The sequence below is a fragment of the Aggregatibacter actinomycetemcomitans genome, assembly GCF_023518055.1.
GTDB classification, from domain to species: Bacteria; Pseudomonadota; Gammaproteobacteria; order Enterobacterales; family Pasteurellaceae; genus Aggregatibacter; species Aggregatibacter actinomycetemcomitans.
Genome location: NZ_CP085096.1, coordinates 463458 through 481465 on the forward strand (window position 1 = coordinate 463458; position 18008 = coordinate 481465).

Here is an 18008-nt window from a genome sequence, read left to right on the forward strand (position 1 = left end):
TCGAAAATGACCGAAGAAAACAAAGAAGTGACAAACCAAGAACAGGAAGTTCAAGCGGTGTTGCAAATTCAACGCATTTATGTGAAAGACGTTTCTTTTGAAGCACCAAACCTACCGCATATTTTCAACCAAGAATGGAAACCGCGTTTAAGTTTTGATTTATCTACCGAAACCGCTAAATTAGACGATGATTTATATGAAGTCTGCTTAAATATTTCAGTGGAAACTACATTGGAAGATTCCGGTGATGTGGCATTCATCTGTGAAGTGAAACAAGCAGGCGTGTTTACCATCAGTGGCTTGGAAGAAATGCAAATGGCGCATTGCTTAACTTCACAATGCCCGAATATGTTATTCCCGTATGCGCGCGAATTGGTTTCCAACTTAGTAAACCGCGGTACTTTCTCGGCATTAAATCTTTCTCCGGTAAATTTTGACGCGCTATTTGTTGAATATTTACAACGTCAGGAACAACAAGCGCAAGAGGCCGGCGAGCAAAGCGAACCAACAGTAAATTAATTAAAAAACCCACTTTTTAGTCTTGAAAAGTGGGTTTATTTTTTTCGGTAGCATTTTTTTGCCATAAGGAGTAAATGATGAATACGACCATAGCCGATTTCCCTATCACCGTGCTGGGTGCCGGTTCTTTTGGTACGGCATTGGCTATCGCTTTTTCGCGCAACGGGCATTCCACCTATCTGTGGGGACACAACCCGGCAAAAATGCAACAACTTCAGGCAGATCGTCAAAATAAAGTATTTTTACCCGAGATTGTTTTTCCTTCATCTTTGGTTATTGAAGCCAATTTAGGCAAAGTGATTCAAGCCTCAAAGGATTTATTACTTGCCGTGCCGAGCCATTGCTTCGGTGAAATTCTCGATGAAATTCGACCGCACTTACGCCCCGATCATCGTATTATATGGGCAACCAAAGGCTTGGAGCGGGATACGGGTCGTTTACTGGAAGAGGTAATTAAAGAAAAACTTGGCGAACAGTACCCACTGGCGGTACTTTCCGGCCCGACATTTGCCAAAGAACTGGCTTCCGGTTTACCTACCGCCATTACGCTGGCGTCCGATAACGACGACTTTGCCCGGCAATTTCAGGCGCGCATTCATTGCAGTAAACATTTTCGGGTTTATATCAATAATGATATGCTCGGCGTACAACTGGGCGGGGCGATTAAAAACGTGATTGCCATCGGTGCGGGTATTTCCGACGGTATGGGTTTCGGTGCCAATGCCAGAACCGCCTTAATTACCCGTGGCATTGCGGAAATATCCCGTTTAGGTGCCGCACTTGGCGCTAATCCGAATACTTTCATGGGAATGTCCGGTTTAGGTGATTTGGTATTGACCTGCACCGATAACCAATCACGCAACCGCCGTTTCGGTATAATGCTTGGGCAAGGCGTTTCGGCACAAGCGGCGATGGAAAATATCGGACAGGTGGTGGAAGGCTTTTATAACACCAAAGAAGCCCATTTATTGGCGCAACGGCATGACATAGAAATGCCAATTACCGAACAAATTTATCAAGTGCTGTTCTGCGGCAAAGCAGCAAAAGATGCCGCCGTTAATTTACTCGGCAGAGAACGTAAAGGGGAATAATCATGTCGTTAGAAGTTTGGCAAAATATTCGTCAGGAAGCGAAACAGCTCGTCGATAACGAGCCTATGCTTGCCAGTTTTTTTCATTCGACGATTTTAAAACATCACAATTTAGGCAGTGCATTAAGCTACATTTTAGCCAATAAATTAGCCAATACCATCATGCCCGCCATCGCGTTACGTGAAATCATCGAAGAAACCTATCAGGCAAAACCCGGCATTATCGAATGTGCCGCCTGCGACATCATGGCTGTGCGTCAGCGTGACCCGGCGGTTGAATTATTATCCACGCCGTTGCTTTATTTAAAAGGCTTTCACGCTTTACAAAGTTATCGCATCACCCATTATTTATGGCAACAAAATCGCAAAGCCCTGGCGATTTATCTGCAAAACCAAATTTCTGTCGCGTTTGACGTGGATATTCACCCCGCGGCAAAAATCGGACATGGTATTATGTTTGACCATGCCACCGGCATTGTAGTGGGTGAAACCTCGGTCATTGAAAATAATGTATCCATTTTACAAGGGGTTACCTTAGGCGGAACGGGAAAAGAATCCGGTGATCGGCATCCAAAAGTGCGCGAAGGCGTGATGATCGGCGCTGGTGCAAAAATTTTAGGCAACATTGAAATCGGAAAATATGCTAAAATTGGTTCCAATTCCGTAGTGTTGCAACCAGTGCCGGAATATGCCACCGCAGCGGGCGTACCTGCACGAATCATTGGTAAAGATAAAGATGCCAAACCGGCGTTCGATATGAACCAAAACTTTATTGATCTTGGTATGGAACTGAATATCTGATTTCCATTATTAAATCAAAAACACCATAAAAATTACTCACAATCGAATCAAGTTCGATTGTTCGTCCCAATGGGGCCGTTGACAAAGCCAACTTTCAAAATCCGTTGGATTTTATAACCGCACTTTAGGCGTATTAAGGTGCGGTTAGTTTTTTTGTTATTTTTAAACTTAAAAACCAATTTTAACCGGATGACTTATAATGCAAAATCAATCTCTATTTTCAAATAGAAAATTTCTATTTGCCCTTTTTATCAGTTTATTTTTTGTTTTTCCTGCAGAAATAATACGGATAAATTAGAAGATGAATATCTTGGCGAAATACAAACGAATAGTGAATACCGCTATGTCATCGATATTGATAAATTAGCCAACGGAAAGGCTATTGAAACTTCGGTAAAAATAGCGATTTCACCGGAAAATTCAGGGGTAACAGGAATATACCTGTTCAATGAACAGGCTAATTTAACGCAAAACCTTGTGATAATTGAAGGAAAACCGCAACTTCAGGGTGACATTTATATAGACCTTCAATGGGGAATCTATGGAAATATGAGTTATTCGCCGAAATTATTTAAAAAACGATATTCACTCAAAGTAAAATAAATAAAAGCCGGTTTAATTGCCGGCTTTATTTTTATAATTAAGCATTAATTAAACGATAAAGTGCGGTGTCTTTTCGGTCTAAATAATGGGTGGATTGAATACGACGAATGGTTCTGGATTTACCACGAATTAATAAAGTTTCCGTTGTCGCCAAATTACCTTTGCGGTGGATACCTTTTAATAAATCGCCGTTAGTAATGCCCGTTGCGGCAAACACCAAATTATCATCACGCACCAATTGTTCCAATTGCAATACGGCGTTCACTTCCACGCCCATTTCCTGACAACGGCGAATTTCCTCCGCCGCCAAAGCGTTATTTTCCGGCGTGTCGCCTTTCACCTGATCACGTGGCAACAAACGAACCTGCATATCACCGCCCAGTGCGCGAATGGCAGCTGCCGCCACAACACCTTCCGGCGTACCACCAATACCATAAACCATGTCTACTTCCGCTTCCGGCAAACAACATAAAACGGAAGCGGTAACATCGCCGTCAGGAACGGTAAATACGCGTACACCCAACTCGTGCATTTTTTCAATCACCGCGCTATGACGGGGTTTATCCAAGACCATGACACTTAAATCGGAGAGTAATTTGCCTAATTTAGAAGCAACACGGCGTAAATTTTGTTCAATAGGTAAATTTAAATCAATCAAGCCTTTCACTTCCGGGCCGACCACCAGTTTTTCCATGTACATATCCGGCGCTTTTAAAAAGGTATTTTTACCGCCCGCCGCCAACACAGAAATGGCATTAGACTGTCCCATTGCCGTCATTCGCGTACCGTCAATAGGATCAACGGCAATGGACACCAGCTCACCCATGCCCGAACCGACTTTTTCACCGATATACAACATAGGTGCCTGATCAATTTCCCCTTCACCAATCACTATTTCCGCATCCATATGAATTAAGTTCAGCATATAACGCATGGCTTTCACCGCCGCATCATCCGCTGCATTTTTATCCCCGCGCCCCAACCAGGCAAAACCGGCTAACGCGGCAACTTCCGTAACTCTTGAAAATTCAATGGCTAATGCTCTGTTCATAATGTATCCCTTAAAATAAAAATGTGAAATAGGTCCATTTTAGCACTAAGCAAACGATTGCATACTAAAATTTAAGAGAAAATTTTAATTAAAAGAATTAATTAGCAGATAATGCGATTCTTTGCTTTAAAAAAGACGATTAAGTAAGGTAAAATATGGCTACTTTACATCCATTTGTTTTAGAGGAAATTACTTATGTCACTAGAAATTCTAGACCAGTTAGAAAACAAGATTAAACAAGCTGTCGAAACCATTCAGTTGCTTCAATTGGAAGTGGATGAATTAAGAGAAAAAAGCAGCAGAGCACAACAAGAAAATGATGCACTACGTGGTGAAAACGAACAATTAAGAGGCGAACACCAAAATATTCAAGAACGTTTACGTTCACTTTTAGGTATCACCGACAGCATCTAACTATTTATTTTTAAACAAAGGCTTAGTTTATCTAAGCCTTCTTTTTAGGAGAGAAAATGCAGCCTAAAATTTGCTTAATTACCGGCAGCACATTAGGTGGCGCCGAATATGTTGCCGAACACTTGGAAGGCGTATTACAACAGCAGGGTTTCAGCACCGCACTTCTGCACGGACCCTCTTTAGACGAAGTTATTAACGAAAAACTATGGTTAGTGGTCACCTCCACCCACGGCGCCGGCGAATTACCGGATAACCTAAAACCGCTATTTGATGAACTCAAAACCGGTGATGCGGATCTTTCAGAGTTACGATTTGCCGTCATCGGCTTGGGCAATTCCGACTATGATACCTTCTGTTTTGCGGTGGATACGGTAGAACAGACCTTGCAGGCAAAAAGTGCGGTCAAAATTATCGACGCTTTGCGTATTGATGTCTTAACGGAAACCGATCAGGAACAATGTGCGGAAGACTGGCTGCCTAACTTTCTGCACCATCTTTAATCCTTTTGTTCAAAATAAAATCAGTCATTTTCTAAAACCTCTTGTGGATAACTTCACATAAAATTGTGAAAAATCTGTTTTTATAACACGAATAAATTTTACAAAAGATCCAACTGTGGATAAATAACAGAGTTATACACAAGAAATTTGAGGAGGATCGGTAAGATCTTAACAACTTGTAGCATGATCCATCTCCTTCATTTACAACATAAAAAAGATCTTATCCAAGGTTTTCGTCGATCTTAATTATAGTAATAATAAACTTTATATATAGATAAAGATCTTATTACTTATTAACGTCGGATCCTTTCTTCAGATCCCGTCTTCTATTCCTCTCAAACTGACCTTTTATCCACACGGGATTTTCAGTAGAATAGCAGCCAATTTTTTTAAAGGATCAGATGATCCGTTACAGAATGCAAAAAAGAGATAAAAAATAATCATGTTTTATACAGAAACCTATGATGTCATCGTAATCGGTGGCGGTCATGCAGGAACCGAAGCCGCCTTGGCACCTGCGCGCATGGGGTTAAAAACCCTGTTGCTTACCCATAATATCGATACTTTAGGGCAAATTTCTTGTAACCCGGCGATTGGTGGGATCGGAAAAGGGCATTTGGTCAAAGAAATTGATGCCATGGGCGGTTTAATGGCAACCGCAGCAGATAAGGCGGGTATTCAATTCCGCACCTTAAATAGCAGCAAAGGTCCTGCCGTACGCGCTACTCGCGCACAAACGGATCGCGTGTTATATCGCCAAGCGGTCAGAATCGCATTGGAAAATCAACCGAATTTGGATATTTTCCAACAAGAAGCCACAGATATTTTAATCGAACAGGATCGCGCCACGGGTGTGGTCACCAAAATGGGGCTAAAATTTCACGCCAAAGCGGTGATTCTCACTGCCGGCACTTTCCTCGCCGGCAAGATCCATATTGGTTTGGAAAATTATACCGGCGGGCGTGCAGGTGATCCTGCTTCCGTCACATTAGCCCAGCGTTTGCGCGATCTCAATTTACGGGTGGATCGCTTAAAAACCGGTACACCACCGCGTATTGATGCGCGTACGATCAATTTTGATGTGCTTGCTAAACAACATGGCGATGCCGTATTGCCAGTGTTCTCGTTTATGGGATCTGTTTCCGATCACCCACAACAAATTCCTTGTTATATCACCCATACTAACGAGCAAACTCATGACGTGATCCGCAATAATTTGGATCGCAGCCCAATGTACACCGGTGTGATTGAAGGCATCGGTCCACGTTACTGTCCGTCTATTGAAGATAAAGTGATGCGTTTTGCGGATCGCAATTCTCATCAGATTTACCTTGAACCGGAAGGCTTAACCAGTAATGAAATTTATCCGAACGGAATCTCCACCAGTTTGCCGTTTGATGTGCAAATGGGGATCGTGAATTCCATGAAAGGTTTGGAAAAGGCACGAATCGTCAAACCGGGTTACGCCATTGAATACGATTATTTTGATCCGCGTGATCTCAAACCGACCTTAGAAACCAAAGCGATCTCCGGTTTATTCTTTGCCGGTCAAATTAACGGCACAACCGGTTATGAAGAAGCAGCGGCACAAGGTTTACTTGCCGGGATAAACGCCGGGCTTTATGTGCAGGAAAAAGATGCCTGGTTCCCACGTCGTGATCAGGCTTATATTGGTGTGTTGGTGGATGATCTTTGCACCCTTGGTACTAAAGAACCATATCGCGTGTTTACTTCCCGTGCGGAATATCGCTTGTTGTTACGTGAAGATAACGCCGATATTCGTTTAACGCCGATTGCGCACGAATTAGGTTTAATTGATGAAGCGCGTTGGGCGCGTTTTAATCAAAAAATGGAAAATATTGAGCTTGAACGCCAACGTTTACGCAGCATTTGGTTGCACCCACGTTCAGAATATTTGGAAGAAGCGAATAAAGTGTTGGGTAGTCCATTGGTGCGCGAAGCCAACGGTGAAGATTTATTGCGTCGCCCGGAAATGAACTATGAGATTTTAACTTCTTTGACGCCTTATCAACCAGCAATGGAAGATAAAGAAGCAGTGGAACAAGTGGAAATTGCTATTAAATATCAAGGTTATATTGAACATCAAGAAGAAGAAATCGAAAAACAAAAACGCCACGAAAACACAGCGATTCCTGCACAGTTTGATTATGCTAAAGTCTCCGGTTTATCAAACGAAGTACGTGCTAAGTTAGAACAACATCGTCCGGTGTCTATCGGGCAAGCAAGCCGTATTTCCGGCATCACGCCAGCAGCTATTTCCATCATTTTAGTGAACTTGAAAAAACAAGGGATGTTAAAGCGTGGGGAGTAATCTAGTAATCTTTCCCTCTCGCTAAAAAACAAAAAAGTGCGGTCGATTTTGACCGCACTTTTTTATCACTAACCCAATAATTCCTGATAAATCCTCAAATCCATGTCTTTAAATACATTAAGCACCATATACATTTCCGGGTTATCTCGCCTTATAAGAAGTAAATGTGCGGGGCGATGAGGTGAGATCGGCTAAGCCTATCACGCATTTTTGCCAGCCTAAGGTTAAAAACCGAGGATAGCGAATATCCTCGGTTAAGCATCAAACCTTGTTATGGTAAAAGTTGCAATGCCTGTTGCACTGCCACATCTAATCTTGTGGTTGGGCGACCGATTAATTTTTCAAGGGTTTTATCCTCTGAAAATAATGCACCGTTTGATGCGTCTACATCACATTCTGCAGTTAACCTTGCAAAATCTTCAGGCAAGCCTGCTTTTATAAGTGCTGCTGAATAATCTGCGGCAGGAAGATCGACATAGGGAATGTCTTTGCCTGTTTGTTTACTGATTTCTGCGGCTAAATCCGCTAATGTCCAACTGGTTGAGCCGGCAAGTTCGTAAGTTTGGTTGTCGTGACCTTCGCCTAATGTCACATTTACCGCGGCTTCAGCAAGTTCTGCACGAAGGGCGGATGAAATACGTCCTTCTTTTGCAGAACCGTAGAAAGCGTTATTTTCCAATGCTGCAGGAATAGAGGCGGTATGGTTTTCGGTGTACCAGCCGTTGCGTAGAATGGTGTAAGTAATACCTGATGCTTTTAATGCAGCTTCGGTTTGTACATATTCATCTGATAATAAACGTACATTGTTTTCTTTGTTAACATTGATAAAACTAATATAGATGATACGCTTCACGCCTGCTTTTTTGGCTGATTCAATGACATTATTGTGTTGTACGAAACGTTGCCCGATTTCATTGCTTGATACTAGAATTAAAGTGTCTATGCCTCGTAGTGCTTCTACTTGACCTTCCACTTTTAAATAGTCAAATTTGCGGGCTTACGCACCTGAAATTTTTTCCGGAGAACGCACAAGGGCGATAACGTTGACGCTTTTTGCTTTTAATAAATCTAATGCGATAGCACCGAATTGACCTGTTGCACCTGTAATGGCGATAGTTTTGTTTATTATGTTGTTTTCCTCCTGGTATTGGGATGGTTGACCGTATTATTCAATAGCAACTATAATTACATTACTTACTTTTGAGAAGTACTTACATAAACGTAAGTTTTGGAATAAATTTAAATTTATTTTTAATAAATTGATTTTTAAGGAAATAAAAATGGAAAATATTTTTGAACGTGGCAATGTTTTGGCTTCAGATTGTCCTTCACGCCAAATTTTACAGCATTTAACCAACCGTTGGGGCGTTTTGGTGTTGGTGAGTCTGTATTCCGGTACCAAACGTTTTAGCGAATTGCGTCGCGCCATTGACGGTGTGAGTGAGCGAATGCTGACGAAGACCTTACAAGAATTGGAAGCGGACGGTATGTTAGTTCGCAAATCCTATAACACAGTGCCGCCGCAAGTGGATTACACGCTGACGGAATTTGGTTCGGAGGCGTCAAGTAAAATGTTTGAATTGGTGGATTGGCTGGAAACGAATTTAACCGGGATTTTGCAGCAACAGGCGAAAAATGCATAGAATACTGACCGCACTTTCAAGTAGAATGTGCGGTGTTCCTAAAGAGAGTATCTCATCAATGAAAGCTAAATTAGATAGCCTCCTTGCACAAGCGAAGATTCAACCAAACGATCAACAAAAACAGCAATTGATCGACTTCGTCAATTTATTAAACAAATGGAATAAAGCCTATAATTTAACCTCCGTGCGCGATCCGCAAGACATGTTGGTGAAACATATTTTGGATAGCCTCGTGGTTAGCCCTCATTTACAAGGTGATCGTTTTATTGATGTAGGTACCGGTCCTGGCTTGCCCGGCTTGCCGTTGGCGATCATTAACCCTGATAAGCAGTTTGTACTGTTGGATAGCCTGGGCAAGCGTATCAGCTTTATTCGTAATGCGGTTCGTGAGTTGGGACTAACAAACGTTAAGCCTGTTCTAAGCCGTGTGGAAGAATATCAACCAGAAGAAAAATTCGACGGCGTATTAAGCCGCGCTTTTGCTTCCTTAAAAGACATGACAGAATGGTGCTGGCATTTACCCAAACCTGATGGTATGTTTTATGCGTTAAAAGGTATTTATCAGCAGGAAGAAGCACAAAATTTAAGTGATCAATTTCAGATTGAAAATGTGATTTCTATTGAGGTTCCAACACTTATCGGTGAACGCCATTTAATACTTTTGACTAAAAAGTAAAATTTCTGTTAACTATCTTTTATTGTAGTTCATTTACCACTTTTTGAGTGCTTTTGAGTTGAATCTCATTTTTTCAAGGGTATAATTGCTCCGTTTTAAGGTTTAAAAGTTATGTCCAGAGTTTTAGCACAAGCCCGAGCCAAATATAAAAAATCCATTTACATTGAATTTTTCGTCGGTCTTGTTTTGAGCTCTATTATTGCGTTGTTAGCCAATACCGAAAGTGCGGTTGATTTCTGCTTAGGATTTTTTGCCGCGTTCATACCTTTTTTTATCTTTGTGTATGTTGTTTTTTATCGCAATCAGGATTTATCAAAAAAATTAACCGCACTTTATCGTGGTGAAGCCATTAAATTCGTATTGACGATTCTACTGATTATTTTTTCGTTCAAATGGCTTTCGGTAACATATTTTATTGTTTTCTTTACAGGTTTTTTTACAGCATTAATGCTAAATAATATTATCCCATTTCTGCTGAATAGGTCTTAAGTTTTATTTTACAAAGGGTTAACTATGTCTGAACAAACAACTTCAGAATATATCGGTCACCACTTATCTTTCCTTAAAACGGGGGACGGTTTCTGGAATATTCACGTTGATACCTTATTTTTCTCTATTCTGTCCGCCGTTATTTTCCTTTTCATTTTCAGACGGGTTGCTAAAAAGGCAACGCCGGGTGTACCGGGAAAATTACAATGTCTGGTGGAAATCCTGGTAGGTTGGGTTAACGGCATCGTTAAAGAAAATTTCCATGGTCCGCGCGAGGTGGTGGCACCGATTGCCCTGACCATTTTCTGTTGGGTATTCATTATGAATGCCATCGACTTAATCCCTGTTGATTTCCTTCCGCAACTTGCCGGATTATTCGGTATTCACTATTTAAGAGCCGTCCCTACGGCAGATATTAGCGCTACTTTGGGGATGTCGATTTGCGTCTTCTTCCTGATTCTTTTCTATACGGTTAAATCCAAAGGGGTTAGCGGTTTAGTTAAGGAATATACCTTACATCCGTTTAATTACTGGGCATTTATCCCTGTTAACTTTATTCTCGAAACTGTTACTTTACTGGCTAAACCGATTTCTCTCGGCTTCCGTTTGTTCGGTAACATGTATGCGGGCGAATTAATCTTTATTCTTATTGCCGTTATGTATTCCGCCAATATGGCGATTGCGGCACTGGGAATTCCATTACACCTTGCTTGGGCGATTTTCCATATTTTGGTTATCACGTTACAAGCATTCATTTTTATGATGTTGACGGTGGTTTATTTGAGTATTGCTTATAACAAAGCAGAACATTAATTTTTTATTAACCGGCTCTAGGGCTAAAAACTTAACTTCTATTGGAGAACATTATGGAAACTGTAATTACAGCTACAATTATCGGTGCATCTATCCTTCTTGCATTCGCTGCATTGGGCACGGCAATAGGCTTTGCTATCTTAGGCGGTAAATTCTTAGAATCATCCGCCCGTCAGCCGGAACTAGCTTCAAGCCTACAAACTAAAATGTTTATCGTGGCAGGTCTTTTAGATGCGATTGCGATGATTGCAGTTGGTATTTCTTTACTTTTCATTTTTGCAAACCCATTCATCGGTTTATTACAATAATCACCTTATTTGCTTATCAACGTGAAGCAGGCAGATTAAGGAGGACGTTGTGAATTTAAATGCAACATTAATTGGTCAACTCATTTCATTCGCACTTTTTGTGTGGTTCTGTATGAAATTTGTTTGGCCGCCAATTATTAAGGCAATTGAAACGCGTCAAAGCCAAATTGCAAATGCTTTAGCTTCGGCGGAAGTGGCAAAAAAAGAACAGGCGGATACCAAAGCCCTTGTTGAACAAGAAATTTCTAAAGCCAAAATTCAGGCACAAGAAATTTTGGATGATGCCAATAAACGTCGTAACGAAGTATTGGACGAAGTTAAAAACGAAGCTGAAGAACTTAAAGCGAAAATTATTGAACAAGGCTATGCGGAAGTGGAAGCCGAGCGTAAGCGTGTTCAGGAAGAATTGCGTGTTAAAGTGGCGTCTTTGGCTGTTGCCGGTGCAGAAAAAATTGTGGGTCGTTCTATTGATGAAGCGGCAAACAATGACATTATTGATAAATTAGTTGCAGAACTATAAGAAGGTTGAGCTTATGTCAGAATTAACTACCATAGCTCGCCCTTATGCAAAAGCAGCATTTGATTTTGCCGTAGAACAGCGTTCGGTTGACAAAAGTGCGGTGGGAAAATGGGGAGAAATGTTAGGTTTTCTTGCTGAAGTCGTTGAAAATGACACCATGAAAGATTTCTTAACAAGCTCTTTTTCGGCACAAAAACTGGCGGATACGGTGATCGCAATTTGTGGTGAACAAATAAATCAATATGGGCAAAATTTGATTCGGTTAATGGCTGAAAATAAGCGTTTAACTGTCCTTCCGGCAGTATTCAAAGAATTCCGGCATTATGTTGAGGAATATAACGCAATTACGGAAGTTCAGGTCACCTCAGCTCAACCATTAAGTGTCGCGCAACAAGAAAAAATTGCTGCCGCAATGGAAAAGAAATTAGCCCGTAAAATTAAGTTAAATTGCAACATTGATAACTCACTGATTGCCGGAGTTATCATTCGTACAGATGATTTTGTGATTGACGGAAGTAGCCGTGGGCAACTTACCCGTCTGGCAAATGAGTTGCAATTATAAGAGGATTAGAAGATGCAACTAAATTCAACTGAAATTAGTGAATTAATAAAAAAACGCATTGCCCAGTTTAATGTAGAAAGCGAAGCGCGTAATACGGGAACAATCGTTTCAGTCAGCGATGGTATCATTCGTATTCACGGTTTAAGTGAAGTGATGCAAGGTGAGATGATTGCATTACCGGGAAATAGCTACGCAATGGCATTAAACTTAGAAAGATATTCTGTTGGTGCAGTGGTAATGGGGCCTTATGCCGATCTTGCAGAAGGCATGGAAGTCCAATGTACCGGCCGTATTCTTGAAGTGCCTATAGGTCGCGGTTTATTAGGTCGTGTGGTAAATACCCTTGGTCAATCGATTGACGGCAAAGGTGAAATTGAAAATGACGGTTTTTCTCCAATTGAAGTCATTGCACCGGGTGTAATTGAACGTAAGTCCGTTGATCAACCTGTTCAAACCGGTTATAAAGCCGTTGACTCCATGGTACCAATCGGTCGTGGACAACGTGAGTTAATTATCGGTGACCGTCAAACCGGTAAAACCGCATTGGCTATCGATACTATCATCAACCAACGTAATTCCGGTATTAAATGTATCTATGTTGCAATCGGTCAAAAAGCATCAACCATTGCCAATGTGGTACGTAAATTAGAAGAACACGGCGCATTAGCCAACACTATCGTGGTTGCTGCTTCTGCTTCCGAATCTGCCGCATTACAATATTTAGCGCCTTATGCCGGTTGTGCAATGGGTGAATATTTCCGCGATCGTGGTGAAGATGCATTAATCGTTTACGATGACCTTTCCAAACAAGCGGTGGCTTATCGTCAAATTTCCTTGTTATTACGTCGTCCGCCGGGTCGTGAAGCTTATCCGGGTGACGTATTCTACCTACACTCACGTTTACTTGAACGTGCCTCTCGTGTAAATGAAGAATATGTAGAAAAATTCACTAACGGTGAAGTTAAAGGTAAAACCGGTTCTTTAACCGCACTTCCGATTATCGAAACACAAGCGGGTGACGTTTCCGCCTTCGTTCCAACCAACGTAATTTCGATTACTGACGGTCAGATTTTCTTGGAATCCAACCTATTTAACTCCGGCATTCGTCCTGCGGTAAACCCGGGTATTTCCGTTTCCCGTGTAGGTGGTTCGGCACAAACTAAAGTCATCAAAAAATTAGCCGGTGGTATTCGTACCGCACTTGCCCAATATCGTGAATTAGCGGCGTTTGCACAGTTTGCATCCGATCTTGATGATGCAACCCGTAAACAACTTTCTCACGGTGAAAAAGTAACTGAATTGCTAAAACAAAAACAATTTGCGCCGCTTTCGGTTGCGGAACAGGCTGTTGTGTTATTTGCTGTTGAGTTCGGTTATTTGGAAGATGTGGAGTTATCAAAAATAGCAAGTTTTGAGACCGCACTTTTAGATTATGCAAATCGTAATTATGCCGAGTTTATGCAAGAACTAACCAAAACCGGTAACTATAATGACGAAATCAAAGATACGTTAAAAGGTATTTTAGATAGTTTTAAAGCTAACAGTGCTTGGTAGTAACGGAGAAACAAGATGGCAGGTGCAAAAGAGATAAAAACCAAAATTGCCAGCGTGCAGAGTACGCAGAAAATCACCAAGGCAATGGAAATGGTTGCAACCTCGAAAATGCGTAAAACGCAGGATCGTATGGCGGCATCTCGTCCGTATTCTGAAACTATCCGTAATGTTATCAGTCATGTGTCTAAAGCCAGTATCGGTTACAAACACCCGTTCTTAGTGGAACGTGAAGTGAAAAATGTCGGCATTTTAGTTATTTCTACCGATCGTGGAATGTGCGGTGGTTTAAACGTTAATTTGTTTAAAGCCACGCTTAACCAAATTAAGGACTGGAAAGCGCAGAATGCCGCTACCATACTTGGTTTAATCGGTTCTAAAGGGATTAGTTTTTTCCGTTCTCTTGGCTTTAATGTCAAAGGACAACTTTCCGGTTTGGGCGATAACCCGGCTTTGGAAGAATTAATTGGTGTGGCGAATGCCATGTTTGATGCTTATCGTAATGGTGAAATTGATGCGATTTATATTGCGTACAATAAATTCATTAATACGATGTCGCAAAAACCGGTTATACAACAATTAGTTCCTTTACCGGAAATGGAAAACGATCACCTAAGCGAAAGACAACAGGCATGGGATTATATTTATGAACCTGATCCAAAAGTATTATTAGACAGTCTTTTAGTTCGTTATTTAGAATCTCAGGTTTATCAAGCGGTTGTAGATAATTTAGCTTCAGAACAAGCGGCTCGAATGGTAGCGATGAAAGCAGCAACGGATAACGCAGGTAATTTAATTAATGATTTGCGGTTGGTGTATAACAAAGCTCGTCAAGCAAGTATCACAAATGAATTAAATGAAATTGTTGCCGGCGCGGCAGCGATTTAGTAGAAGAGGAACGGTAATGGCGACAGGTAAAATTGTACAAATCATCGGTGCGGTGATTGACGTCGAATTTCCACAAGATGCAGTACCAAAAGTTTATGATGCATTAAAAGTTGAAACAGGTTTAACCCTTGAAGTTCAACAACAATTAGGCGGTGGTGTGGTACGTTGTATCGCACTGGGTGCCTCCGACGGTTTAAAACGCGGTTTGAAAGTAGAAAATACCAATGACCCGATTCAAGTACCGGTAGGCACAAAAACCCTTGGTCGTATTATGAACGTATTGGGCGAACCAATCGATGAACAAGGTCCAATCGGTGAAGAAGAACGTTGGTCAATCCACCGTTCGGCACCAAGCTATGAAGAACAATCCAACAGTACCGAATTATTAGAAACCGGTATTAAAGTTATCGACTTAATTTGCCCATTCGCGAAAGGGGGTAAAGTCGGTTTATTCGGTGGTGCGGGTGTAGGTAAAACCGTAAATATGATGGAATTAATCCGTAATATTGCTATTGAGCACTCAGGTTATTCCGTATTCGCCGGTGTAGGTGAACGTACCCGTGAAGGTAACGACTTCTACCACGAAATGAAAGATTCCAATGTATTGGATAAAGTATCTCTGGTTTATGGTCAAATGAATGAACCACCGGGTAACCGTTTACGTGTTGCCTTAACCGGTTTGACTATGGCGGAAAAATTCCGTGATGAAGGTCGTGACGTATTATTCTTCGTGGATAATATCTATCGTTATACCCTTGCCGGTACCGAAGTATCCGCCCTTTTAGGTCGTATGCCGTCAGCGGTAGGTTATCAACCGACACTTGCGGAAGAAATGGGTGTGTTACAAGAACGTATCACCTCAACCAAAACCGGTTCTATCACCTCCGTACAAGCGGTTTATGTTCCTGCGGATGACTTAACCGACCCGTCTCCGGCAACTACCTTTGCGCACTTAGATTCCACCGTCGTATTGAGTCGTCAAATTGCGTCTTTGGGGATTTATCCGGCGGTTGACCCGTTAGATTCTACATCCCGTCAATTGGATCCGTTGGTTGTCGGTCAAGAACACTATAATGTCGCTCGTGGCGTCCAAGGTATCTTGCAACGTTACAAAGAATTGAAAGACATCATCGCAATTCTTGGTATGGATGAATTATCCGAAGAAGATAAATTAGTGGTAGCGCGCGCGCGTAAAATCGAACGTTTCTTATCACAACCATTCTTTGTTGCTGAAGTCTTTACAGGTTCACCGGGTAAGTATGTTCCGTTAAAAGAAACTATTCGCGGCTTTAAAGATATTTTAAGCGGTGAGTACGACCATATTCCGGAACAGGCGTTCTATATGGTCGGTTCTATCGACGAAGCGCTAGAAAAAGCCAAAAATATGTAATCACTTCAAGCTGATGCATATCAAACTTGAAGGAGAAAAACATGGCAACATTTAATTTAACAGTGGTAAGTGCAGAACAACAAATCTTTTCCGGCAATGTGAAAAGCGTTCAAGCAACTGGTATTGAAGGCGAGCTCGGTGTTTTACCGGGTCATGCCCCGTTACTAACGGCAATCAAGCCGGGTATTGTTAAGCTGACGTTGGAAAATGATAGCGAGGAAGTTATCTACGTTTCCGGTGGTTTCTTAGAAGTACAACCGACAGCGGTTATTGTCCTTGCGGATATCGCTATTCGAGGCCAAGAACTTGACAGCGAACGCATTCTTGCTGCGAAGAAACGTGCTGAAGAAAACATTCGTCAGCATCACCACGATGCAGATTACGAAGTATTAATGTCCAAACTTTCTAAAGAATTGGCAAAACTTCGTGCTTATGAACTGACAGAACAATTAGTCAAATCTAAGCGCTGATTTTATCGGTAATCATGAAAAGTGCGGTAAAAAACCACCGCACTTTTTTATTATCCCTAATTAATTAGTTTTCAACTTATTCCAATATTTTTCATAAATATCAATGGCGTTACCTACGTCACCTTGAATAATGCCTTTTTTCACTTGTTCCTCCGGCGGGAATAAGGTCGGGTTGTTTGCCATTTCCGGTGAGATTAAGGCTTTTACGCCGTTGTTTGGCATGGAATAGCCCAAGCGTTCCAAAACCACTTTGGCGTTTTCCGGACGTAGCAGGAAATTGATAAATTTATAGGCGTTTTCGACGTTTTTCGCGCTTTTCGGAATAGCGTAGTTATCCATCCAGAAAATAGCGCCTTCTTTCGGATAGACGAACTGAATGTTTTCGTTTTCACGGTGTGCCATGTAGGCGGAACCGTTCCAAATCATGCCTAGTGCTACTTCGCCCTGCACATAAGGCACTTCCGGCGAGTCGGAGTTAAAAACGGCGACGTTCGGCAATAATTTTTCCAACCGTTCGTAAGCAGCTTTGATTTCGTCTTCGTTGGTGGTGTTCGGTGATTTTCCGTCCAACAATAACGCCACATGAAACACTTCGCGCGCATCACTAGTGAGCAACACTTTGCCTTTGTATTCCGGGTTCCACAAATCTGACCAGCTAGTGATTTTGCTGACGTCAACATCTTCCGAGTTCACGGCGATACCGGTTAAACCATACACATAAGGCAGGGAATAGTCGTTATTCGGGTCGAAATCTTTGTGCAATAAATTGTCCGGAATTTGTTTGAAATTGCTTAACTTGCCATGATCCAATTTTTGCAACATACCGTCTTGCACCATTTTGTTCACATAATAGCTGGACGGGAAAACCAAGTCATAACCGGCATTGTCGGAAATAAGCTTAAGTTTGGCATACATTTCTTCGTTGCTTTCAAAGGTGGAATAAATCACTTCAATGCCGGTCTCTTTGGTAAATTCGGCAATGAGATTGGAAGGCACGTAATCGGTCCAGTTATAAACGTAAAGTTTTTCTTGCGCAAAGGCAGTGATGGAAAGGAAAGTCAAGGCGAAACAAAGGGATTTTAATGTTTTTGCAAACAAGTTTTTCAATTTATTGTCCTCCGGAGCTAAAAATAGCGAGCGGTTAAATTTTATCAGCAAACTGAGTAAAAACTCGGCGGGCAGTATAGCAGATTTTAAGCGCTTGTCCCTTAGTTTTGTGAAAGCACTGCGCCGTTTTGCTCATAAAGTGCGGTGGGTTTTTTGATTATTTCTGATTTTCGAAATGGTTAAAATTTCCCTCTGTACTTTTCTTAAAACAAAGTTGTCTGGAAGATCGATAAGGTATAGATGATTTCGCCTGTGTAAAAATATTATATAATAGCCAACAA

20 protein-coding genes are annotated in these 18008 nt (G+C 41.6%); 17 read left to right on the forward strand and 3 right to left on the reverse strand.

Features of this window, described 5'->3' with window-relative positions; translation table 11 throughout:
- The first annotated feature begins 6 nt into the window (after window positions 1–6).
- From secB to cysE, 3 genes are all read left to right on the forward strand, one after another.
- Window positions 7–519 carry a protein-export chaperone SecB gene (gene secB / locus LIN98_RS02340; protein ID WP_061869997.1) on the forward strand — a complete coding sequence of 171 codons (513 nt, stop codon included), beginning with the start codon at window positions 7–9 and terminating at the stop codon, window positions 517–519.
- 77 nt (window positions 520–596) lie between these two features.
- Window positions 597–1610, forward strand: a complete 1014-nt coding sequence (gpsA, locus tag LIN98_RS02345) for an NAD(P)H-dependent glycerol-3-phosphate dehydrogenase (RefSeq protein ID WP_005568533.1) — start codon at window positions 597–599, stop codon at window positions 1608–1610.
- Between the two features lie 2 nt (window positions 1611–1612).
- Window positions 1613–2410 carry a serine O-acetyltransferase gene (gene cysE / locus LIN98_RS02350; RefSeq protein ID WP_005546312.1) on the forward strand — a complete coding sequence of 266 codons (798 nt, stop codon included), beginning with the start codon at window positions 1613–1615 and terminating at the stop codon, window positions 2408–2410.
- A gap of 640 nt (window positions 2411–3050) precedes the next feature.
- Here cysE and glpX read toward each other — a convergent pair.
- Complete coding sequence (glpX, locus tag LIN98_RS02355; RefSeq protein ID WP_005568536.1) at window positions 3051–4064, reverse strand: class II fructose-bisphosphatase; 1014 nt, start codon at window positions 4062–4064, stop codon at window positions 3051–3053.
- Window positions 4065–4259: 195 nt separating this feature from the next.
- Here glpX and zapB point away from each other — a divergent pair, with 195 nt between their 5' ends.
- The 3 genes from zapB to mnmG all read left to right on the forward strand — a co-directional run bounded on the left by zapB (window position 4260) and on the right by mnmG (window position 7310).
- Entirely contained in the window at window positions 4260–4478 is a 219-nt protein-coding gene (gene zapB / locus LIN98_RS02360; RefSeq protein WP_005539576.1) for a cell division protein ZapB, read from the forward strand.
- A gap of 56 nt (window positions 4479–4534) precedes the next feature.
- Window positions 4535–4978 carry an FMN-binding protein MioC gene (gene mioC, locus LIN98_RS02365; RefSeq protein ID WP_005568538.1) on the forward strand — a complete coding sequence of 148 codons (444 nt, stop codon included), beginning with the start codon at window positions 4535–4537 and terminating at the stop codon, window positions 4976–4978.
- A gap of 442 nt (window positions 4979–5420) precedes the next feature.
- Window positions 5421–7310 (forward strand): tRNA uridine-5-carboxymethylaminomethyl(34) synthesis enzyme MnmG, encoded by a 1890-nt coding sequence (mnmG, locus tag LIN98_RS02370; protein WP_005546306.1) that lies wholly within the window; start codon window positions 5421–5423, stop codon window positions 7308–7310.
- A 271-nt stretch (window positions 7311–7581) separates the two neighbouring features.
- Here mnmG and LIN98_RS02375 read toward each other — a convergent pair whose 3' ends face one another.
- Window positions 7582–8283, reverse strand: coding sequence for an NAD(P)H-binding protein (locus tag LIN98_RS02375; RefSeq protein ID WP_249856150.1), 702 nt, complete (start codon window positions 8281–8283; stop codon window positions 7582–7584).
- A 307-nt stretch (window positions 8284–8590) separates the two neighbouring features.
- Here LIN98_RS02375 and LIN98_RS02380 point away from each other — a divergent pair, with 307 nt between their 5' ends.
- From LIN98_RS02380 to LIN98_RS02430, 11 genes are all read left to right on the forward strand, one after another.
- Window positions 8591–8953 (forward strand): winged helix-turn-helix transcriptional regulator, encoded by a 363-nt coding sequence (locus LIN98_RS02380; RefSeq protein WP_005546302.1) that lies wholly within the window; start codon window positions 8591–8593, stop codon window positions 8951–8953.
- Between the two features lie 58 nt (window positions 8954–9011).
- Window positions 9012–9629, forward strand: a complete 618-nt coding sequence (gene rsmG / locus LIN98_RS02385; protein WP_005546299.1) for a 16S rRNA (guanine(527)-N(7))-methyltransferase RsmG — start codon at window positions 9012–9014, stop codon at window positions 9627–9629.
- A gap of 111 nt (window positions 9630–9740) precedes the next feature.
- On the forward strand, window positions 9741–10118 hold the full coding sequence (locus LIN98_RS02390) for an ATP synthase subunit I (protein WP_005590293.1): 378 nt from the start codon (window positions 9741–9743) through the stop codon (window positions 10116–10118).
- A 24-nt stretch (window positions 10119–10142) separates the two neighbouring features.
- Entirely contained in the window at window positions 10143–10931 is a 789-nt protein-coding gene (gene atpB, locus LIN98_RS02395) for a F0F1 ATP synthase subunit A (RefSeq protein ID WP_005546295.1), read from the forward strand.
- 53 nt (window positions 10932–10984) lie between these two features.
- A complete protein-coding gene (gene atpE, locus LIN98_RS02400) occupies window positions 10985–11239 on the forward strand; it encodes a F0F1 ATP synthase subunit C (RefSeq protein ID WP_005539567.1) in 255 nt (84 codons plus the stop codon).
- Window positions 11240–11288: 49 nt separating this feature from the next.
- A complete protein-coding gene (atpF, locus tag LIN98_RS02405; protein ID WP_005555006.1) occupies window positions 11289–11759 on the forward strand; it encodes a F0F1 ATP synthase subunit B in 471 nt (156 codons plus the stop codon).
- A 13-nt stretch (window positions 11760–11772) separates the two neighbouring features.
- Window positions 11773–12321 carry a F0F1 ATP synthase subunit delta gene (gene atpH, locus LIN98_RS02410; protein ID WP_005546289.1) on the forward strand — a complete coding sequence of 183 codons (549 nt, stop codon included), beginning with the start codon at window positions 11773–11775 and terminating at the stop codon, window positions 12319–12321.
- 12 nt (window positions 12322–12333) lie between these two features.
- The gene (atpA, locus tag LIN98_RS02415) at window positions 12334–13875 is read left to right on the forward strand and encodes a F0F1 ATP synthase subunit alpha (RefSeq protein WP_249856151.1); all 1542 of its coding nucleotides are present in this window, start codon (window positions 12334–12336) and stop codon (window positions 13873–13875) included.
- A gap of 15 nt (window positions 13876–13890) precedes the next feature.
- A complete protein-coding gene (gene atpG, locus LIN98_RS02420; RefSeq protein WP_148322144.1) occupies window positions 13891–14760 on the forward strand; it encodes a F0F1 ATP synthase subunit gamma in 870 nt (289 codons plus the stop codon).
- Between the two features lie 16 nt (window positions 14761–14776).
- Window positions 14777–16150: a F0F1 ATP synthase subunit beta gene (gene atpD, locus LIN98_RS02425; protein WP_249856152.1), complete on the forward strand. Its 1374-nt coding sequence runs from the start codon at window positions 14777–14779 to the stop codon at window positions 16148–16150.
- Window positions 16151–16191: 41 nt separating this feature from the next.
- Entirely contained in the window at window positions 16192–16620 is a 429-nt protein-coding gene (locus tag LIN98_RS02430) for a F0F1 ATP synthase subunit epsilon (protein WP_005539557.1), read from the forward strand.
- 60 nt (window positions 16621–16680) lie between these two features.
- Here LIN98_RS02430 and LIN98_RS02435 read toward each other — a convergent pair whose 3' ends face one another.
- The gene (locus LIN98_RS02435; protein WP_005546279.1) at window positions 16681–17727 is read right to left on the reverse strand and encodes an extracellular solute-binding protein; all 1047 of its coding nucleotides are present in this window, start codon (window positions 17725–17727) and stop codon (window positions 16681–16683) included.
- Between the last annotated feature and the right edge of the window lie 281 nt (window positions 17728–18008).

Bases quoted from the DNA above. Each gene is read 5' to 3' on its own strand.
- LIN98_RS02430 (WP_005539557.1), top strand. From the start codon at position 16,192: ATGGCAACATTTAATTTAACAGTGGTAAGTGCAGAACAACAAATCTTT.
- rsmG (WP_005546299.1), top strand. From the start codon at position 9,012: ATGAAAGCTAAATTAGATAGCCTCCTTGCACAAGCGAAGATTCAACCA.
- atpH (WP_005546289.1), top strand. From the start codon at position 11,773: ATGTCAGAATTAACTACCATAGCTCGCCCTTATGCAAAAGCAGCATTT.
- gpsA (WP_005568533.1), top strand. From the start codon at position 597: ATGAATACGACCATAGCCGATTTCCCTATCACCGTGCTGGGTGCCGGT.
- LIN98_RS02380 (WP_005546302.1), top strand. From the start codon at position 8,591: ATGGAAAATATTTTTGAACGTGGCAATGTTTTGGCTTCAGATTGTCCT.
- atpB (WP_005546295.1), top strand. From the start codon at position 10,143: ATGTCTGAACAAACAACTTCAGAATATATCGGTCACCACTTATCTTTC.
- mioC (WP_005568538.1), top strand. From the start codon at position 4,535: ATGCAGCCTAAAATTTGCTTAATTACCGGCAGCACATTAGGTGGCGCC.
- zapB (WP_005539576.1), top strand. From the start codon at position 4,260: ATGTCACTAGAAATTCTAGACCAGTTAGAAAACAAGATTAAACAAGCT.
- glpX (WP_005568536.1), bottom strand. From the start codon at position 4,064: ATGAACAGAGCATTAGCCATTGAATTTTCAAGAGTTACGGAAGTTGCC.
- atpA (WP_249856151.1), top strand. From the start codon at position 12,334: ATGCAACTAAATTCAACTGAAATTAGTGAATTAATAAAAAAACGCATT.
- cysE (WP_005546312.1), top strand. From the start codon at position 1,613: ATGTCGTTAGAAGTTTGGCAAAATATTCGTCAGGAAGCGAAACAGCTC.
- atpG (WP_148322144.1), top strand. From the start codon at position 13,891: ATGGCAGGTGCAAAAGAGATAAAAACCAAAATTGCCAGCGTGCAGAGT.
- atpE (WP_005539567.1), top strand. From the start codon at position 10,985: ATGGAAACTGTAATTACAGCTACAATTATCGGTGCATCTATCCTTCTT.
- secB (WP_061869997.1), top strand. From the start codon at position 7: ATGACCGAAGAAAACAAAGAAGTGACAAACCAAGAACAGGAAGTTCAA.
- mnmG (WP_005546306.1), top strand. From the start codon at position 5,421: ATGTTTTATACAGAAACCTATGATGTCATCGTAATCGGTGGCGGTCAT.
- LIN98_RS02390 (WP_005590293.1), top strand. From the start codon at position 9,741: ATGTCCAGAGTTTTAGCACAAGCCCGAGCCAAATATAAAAAATCCATT.
- atpD (WP_249856152.1), top strand. From the start codon at position 14,777: ATGGCGACAGGTAAAATTGTACAAATCATCGGTGCGGTGATTGACGTC.